The sequence below is a fragment of the Kitasatospora misakiensis genome (assembly GCF_042656005.1).
In the GTDB taxonomy this organism is placed as follows: domain Bacteria; phylum Actinomycetota; class Actinomycetes; order Streptomycetales; family Streptomycetaceae; genus Kitasatospora; species Kitasatospora misakiensis.
Map to the genome: position 1 here is coordinate 1 of NZ_JBHSOF010000167.1, position 519 is coordinate 519.

Consider the following 519-nt stretch of genomic DNA (forward strand, 5'->3'; position numbering starts at 1 on the left):
GGCCAACTTGCCAGACTGGTGTTCCAGTTTTTGTATGAATACCCTGGCACACTGAACCAACAAAGTTCGGATCTTTTTGTTGCCCCGCTTGCTAATCCCTAACAATGTCGTCCGACCTCCCGTGCTGTACTGTCGGGGTACCAGCCCTGTTGCCCCCGCAAAGTCACGGCTGCTGGCGTACTGCTTCCCGTCGCCAATCTCAGTTGAAATAGTACTGGCAGTCAGCGTTCCAACGCAGGGAATACTCAGCAAGCGCTGTCCAACCTCATCTTCGTCCAACTTTCGTTTCAACTGAGATTCCAGATCTTTAATCTGCTCAACAAGATAGTGATAATGCTGTTGTAATTTCAGCAGTAACTGGCTGAGATAAAGAGGCAAACTACTGTCCTCAAGAAGGGTACTCAGTCGACTAATAACGGCAGCACCTCGCGGAACGCTGATACCAAATTCCAGCAGAAAAGCATGCATCTGATTAGTTGTTTTCACCTTATCCTGAACCAGGGATTCACGGACACGATG

At 48.9% G+C, this 519-nt stretch carries 1 pseudogene; it reads right to left on the reverse strand.

The features are described from left to right. A pseudogene (locus tag ACFP3U_RS37080) lies at positions 1–519 on the reverse strand (IS110-like element IS4321 family transposase); the annotation flags it as partial.